The following is a 4,481-nucleotide window of genomic DNA, read 5'->3' as shown; positions in this document are numbered from 1 at the left end:
GGGTGTCGTAACGTTACGACACCTAGGGTGTCGTAACCCAAAAAAATAAAACATTAAAAATCAATGAGTTAGCAATTTCGCTATATCTATTCTTGACGAATAGGTAAAAAAGCCTCGACGAGTCGAGAATCCTTTTTCCGCTGCGCTCGGCGAAAAGCCTTCGGGCTATCGCCCTGCGCACTGCGTTTGCATTAAACAATGCCTAGGGCGCTGCCCTAGAACCCGCGGGCGCGCCCCGATCCCCTCGATAGCCATTCCGCTATCGCTGCATGGCCGAACGGCTCGCCTACTCGCTCGTTCTCCTCCGCCCTAGCGCGCTGTCGCTTGCAGTTAACCAGGGCGGAAGGAAAGGAAATTGAAAATAAGACACACACTCCATACTGAACTTCCCCCTCTGGGGGATTAGAGGGGGTTTATAGCGATAAAAAACGTTCAGTCGGGGGAGTTTGTGGGCGAAGCGGAAAAAAGCTGTGTAGAAGCTGTGAGGAGCTTCTGCTCCTCACAGCTTATGCATAGCTTGTTCCGCGCCTCGAAGAGTCGTCCACTACTCAGAATAAACGCGATCGAGCAAACAACCGCTGCTGTTGGGGGGTATTGGGGGGCAAAGCCCCCTGATCAAGGTTCACAAAGGTCGAGCGAAGCGAGGTACCTTTGTGTAGCCTTGCTTAGGTTGGGTGCACTATGTTGAAATAGACGTCAGTTGGCAGACTTTAAGGAGGATTTATGGCCGACAAGCGTCGTAATCTGATCAAGATTCTTGCAACAGACACCGAGTATGAAGCGCTAAAAGCGCGATCAACGAGACCACAGCTTGCACGATGGATGCGGGAGACCTGTTTGGAGGAAAAAACGGCAGTTAAGGCACGCAAGCGTGCAGTTGATCCCGCGCTACTACGACAACTGGCGGGTTTGGGTAATAACCTGAACCAGATTGCACGCAAAGTGAACGCCAGTGGGCTGGATGCACTGCATTCAGTGCAACTGCTCAGTGAGTTGCAGTCCATCAGTGTGTCACTGGTGGCACTTCAGGAGTGCCACTCGGATGATCGTTAAGTTCAACCGCCGTGGCTCAGGAGGTGGTGACGGACCGGTGGACTATCTGCTGGGTAAGGAACGCGACCGTGAGGGTGCCACCCTGATGAGGGGCACCCCGGAAATCACCAGGGACTTAATTGACTCCAGTCTGTACGCCAAAAAGTACACGTCAGGGTATTTGAGTTTTTATGAAAAGGATTTACCCGAAGACACCAAACAGCAGCTAATGGATGAGTTTGAACAAGCACTGTTGCCGGGTCTCGATAAAGATCAATACGACATACTCTGGGTACAGCATCAGGACAAAGGTCGGCTGGAATTAAATTTTGTTATTCCGAATACGGAATTAACCAGTGGTAAACGACTACAACCGTATTATCACCGAGCTGACAATCCTCGTCTCGATGCGTGGCGAACCATCAAAAATATCGAATTAAATTTACACGATCCCGATGATCCTGCGAATAAACAGGTTTTTGTTTTAAATAAAAACCTCCCAGAAAATAAACAAAAAGCCGGTGAATTAATCACTTCAGCGCTATTAAATCATTGCGAAAATCATCAAATTAAAAACCGCGATGACGTGATCAATACACTGGAAAATGCGGGGTTTTCGATTGTTCGAAAAAATAAAAAAAGTATTTCTATTGCGGACCCTGAAGGGGGGCGAAATATTCGGTTAAAAGGTTTTTTATATGAACAAGATTTTGAATTTGGCCAAGGACTTTCAGATCAAATCGAACGAGCAAGCCGAAGCTATCGAGAGCGCACTGGCGAACGACTTCGAGAGGCACAAAGAAAATATCAGAGCTGCGTTGAACGAAAGCGAGAAGAGCATCAGAGACGCTATAAGCGCCCACAACACACGCACACGCTCGATAGCACTCAAGACATGGTTATGGCTCGGAGGATCGATTCTGATCGCGCTCATGGCTTCTGGCGCGGCCATAGCAGTACAAAGCCAGATCATCGCGAACAACTATCAGGAGATCCGCGAACAGAACGCGACGCTGAAACAGCTCGCCGACAAAGGCGGCAAGATCCAGATGAGCAACTGCGGGGGCCGGCTATGCATACCCGCCGCGAAAGACAACGGCAACTGGACGCGGAGCAAGGACAATCGACCGATGTTTATTCCGGAGGGTTACTAGATGACGGAACTCGAAAAGCACTTGCTCAACGCGCTAGAGAGCTTATCCAACGAACACAAGCAGCAGGTCAGCGAATTACAGAACACGCAAGAAAGCTTACAGAGAATGTTCAACGCTACTTCGCAAGAGAACGAACACTTGCGGACACAAGTCGAGACCTTAACCGAGCAAGTGACACACTTAGCCACGCAATTACAAAGGTTCGTGAGCTTAACCGAACAAAACAGCAGGCGTTAGAGCAACAGCAAAGGCAACACAGACGATCACGAGGGCCTAGCCTGAGCCGATAAGGGGAGACTATGAGTTACGAAGAACTCACCAAGGGCGGTAAATACAACGTTGAATTAACCCAAAACGAAGCCTGTCTTGTACTCAAATTACATGACCACGGTATCGAAGCACTGAGCCAAGATGAAATTCAATTGCTGTACAACATCATGGCAAAACTCAAGGACCAAATCTGGCCGTAACTCGACTGCGTTTTCTGGCCGTTTTCTCAGAAAGTACGGGGCCTGCCAGCGAATGGCGTGGCCTCCGTTACCGCGTCTCTGCCCATATGAGCAGAGACGCGGTATACGAAAAACTTTAAGCTGGCTGAGCTATTCCCTTTTGACTTCTTTTGGGTTCTATATCGTAATCTTTAACAAGTTGCTCAGCGGGTATTTTTAAGCCTTCATGCAACTTCTGAATCATTTGCAGAGTTAGTCTACGTTTGTAGGATAGTACTTCTGAAACCCTACCAGAATGCCCAATAAATTTTTCTAAGTCTTTTTGCTGTAAGCCGTATTGTTCAAGGTAAAATTTAATGACTTCAATTGGGTCTGGCTTATCAATAGGATAATGTTTAGCTTCATAAGCTTCAGTCAACGTAACTAGCATGTCTAGCTCATCAGCCTCAGGAGTGTCTACAGAACACCCCATTAACTCGCCAATACGATCTAATGTTGCCTCATAATCTTGTTCTGTTTTAATAGGGTTAATATTCATTTTCACACCTCATCCGCTTTAACCTGGTCATATTGCGCATGAGTCCCTATAAACCGTATAAAAACCAATTTAAATTGGTAATCAATACGCACAATAAGCCGGTATTTATTGCCAGCAATATTGAACACCACGCGGTTATTTCTCAGGATACTGGCACTACGAAATTGTTCTTTTACCTCTTGAGGGTTGGCCCAATCTGCTTTCAATATTTCATCATGCCAAGCTTCAAGTTGCCCTTTCGAGTCAGCGTAACTAGGCTGCTCCCAAAAATTTCTTAGCGTACGTTTTGAAATAATTCGCACAATTATTTTTCCTAGCACCTCCCAGTATGGGAGGTTGAGTTCGTATAGTCAATTTCGAATACTTTAAATTTTTAATTCAAAAGCAAAGAGGGCCAGCCTTAAAGCCCTTTAGTTAGCAGGTAAGTTGCACCAAGCAACACAACCCAAATTAATATAGCTACATATAAACTTGGTGCTGAAAAAAACTCTTTAAATACAGACTTAATCTCTTCCTTATCCATAAGAAAGCCTTTAATTTAAGGGTAAATCGTCCTGTAAATGAGTATCACCTTCTTTTTTCTCGGCAAACATAGCCTTAATTCGACGCTGAATCTCACCATCCTTATTTACAAGCGTCTTGGTAACAAAGGCCGCATAATCTTTTGCATTAGCATAGCCTTTCCAAACTTCTTCAGGGTCTAAAGCGTAAGCACAAACTTTCCCAGCCACTGGAATACGAACCAAAGCTTTTTCCCCCTCAAGAAAATCTAGCCAGCGCTGAATAGTCCTAACAGATACCCCCATTCGATCCGCTAAAAACTTTTGATCAGCAACAACAGCACCACAACTAGGGTCAATATGCTCAGCAAAAAAAGAGTAAAGCCCTGTAGCTTTGGGATGCTTTTTCAAAAGCTCTCGAACTCGCTGCCAGCCTTTAGGATAAGTTTGTGTAAAGCTGCCATTCTTACGCTCATGCTTTACAGATTCTCGCTCTAACTCCCTAAGCCTTCTTTGCCTTTGCTCTTCAGTAGCAACTTGCATACCCCCTCCAACAAAATAGCGAAATTTGTCACGTTATTACGACACTAATGTCGCACCATACGACATGTCATATAGTACGACACTTTTTGTAAATATCAAGACAAATTTGTCGTATAAACCCTTGGGTTACGACACCTAGGGTGTCGTAACGTTACGACACCTAGGGTGTCGTAACCCAAAAAAATAAAACATTAAAAATCAATGAGTTAGCAATTTCGCTATATCTATTCTTGACGAATAGGTAAAAAAGCCTCGACGAGTCGAG

The 4,481-nt window shown here is 45.5% G+C and carries 7 protein-coding genes and 1 pseudogene; 4 read left to right on the top strand and 4 right to left on the bottom strand.

Annotated features, from left to right (window positions below; translation table 11 throughout):
• Window positions 1-723 precede the first annotated feature (723 nt).
• The 4 genes and pseudogenes from ACQ96U_RS26955 to ACQ96U_RS26940 all read left to right on the top strand — a co-directional run bounded on the left by ACQ96U_RS26955 (window position 724) and on the right by ACQ96U_RS26940 (window position 2,656).
• Window positions 724-1,053 carry a MobC family plasmid mobilization relaxosome protein gene (locus tag ACQ96U_RS26955; RefSeq protein ID WP_431724376.1) on the top strand — a complete coding sequence of 110 codons (330 nt, stop codon included), beginning with the start codon at window positions 724-726 and terminating at the stop codon, window positions 1,051-1,053.
• Window positions 962-1,402 (top strand): annotated as a pseudogene (locus ACQ96U_RS26950) (relaxase/mobilization nuclease domain-containing protein); the annotation flags it as partial. The gene ACQ96U_RS26955 and the pseudogene ACQ96U_RS26950, both read left to right, overlap by 92 nt.
• 328 nt (window positions 1,403-1,730) lie before the next feature.
• A complete protein-coding gene (locus ACQ96U_RS26945; RefSeq protein ID WP_431724377.1) occupies window positions 1,731-2,186 on the top strand; it encodes an MbeB family mobilization protein in 456 nt (151 codons plus the stop codon).
• Between the two features lie 299 nt (window positions 2,187-2,485).
• Window positions 2,486-2,656: a hypothetical protein gene (locus ACQ96U_RS26940; protein WP_431724375.1), complete on the top strand. Its 171-nt coding sequence runs from the start codon at window positions 2,486-2,488 to the stop codon at window positions 2,654-2,656.
• 115 nt (window positions 2,657-2,771) lie between these two features.
• Here ACQ96U_RS26940 and ACQ96U_RS26935 read toward each other — a convergent pair whose 3' ends face one another.
• From ACQ96U_RS26935 to ACQ96U_RS26920, 4 genes are all read right to left on the bottom strand, one after another.
• Window positions 2,772-3,173 (bottom strand): helix-turn-helix domain-containing protein, encoded by a 402-nt coding sequence (locus ACQ96U_RS26935; protein WP_431724374.1) that lies wholly within the window; start codon window positions 3,171-3,173, stop codon window positions 2,772-2,774.
• Between the two features lie 2 nt (window positions 3,174-3,175).
• On the bottom strand, window positions 3,176-3,475 hold the full coding sequence (locus tag ACQ96U_RS26930) for a type II toxin-antitoxin system HigB family toxin (RefSeq protein WP_431724373.1): 300 nt from the start codon (window positions 3,473-3,475) through the stop codon (window positions 3,176-3,178).
• 98 nt (window positions 3,476-3,573) lie between these two features.
• Complete coding sequence (locus tag ACQ96U_RS26925; protein WP_431724372.1) at window positions 3,574-3,696, bottom strand: hypothetical protein; 123 nt, start codon at window positions 3,694-3,696, stop codon at window positions 3,574-3,576.
• A gap of 10 nt (window positions 3,697-3,706) precedes the next feature.
• A complete protein-coding gene (locus ACQ96U_RS26920) occupies window positions 3,707-4,216 on the bottom strand; it encodes a helix-turn-helix domain-containing protein (protein WP_431724371.1) in 510 nt (169 codons plus the stop codon).
• Window positions 4,217-4,481: the final 265 nt, after the last annotated feature.

Source organism: Zooshikella sp. RANM57 (assembly GCF_050749885.1).
Classification (GTDB): Bacteria; Pseudomonadota; Gammaproteobacteria; order Pseudomonadales; family Zooshikellaceae; genus Zooshikella.
The sequence above is the reverse complement of the archived record's forward strand: the minus strand, read 5'-3'. Positions and strand labels throughout refer to the sequence as shown.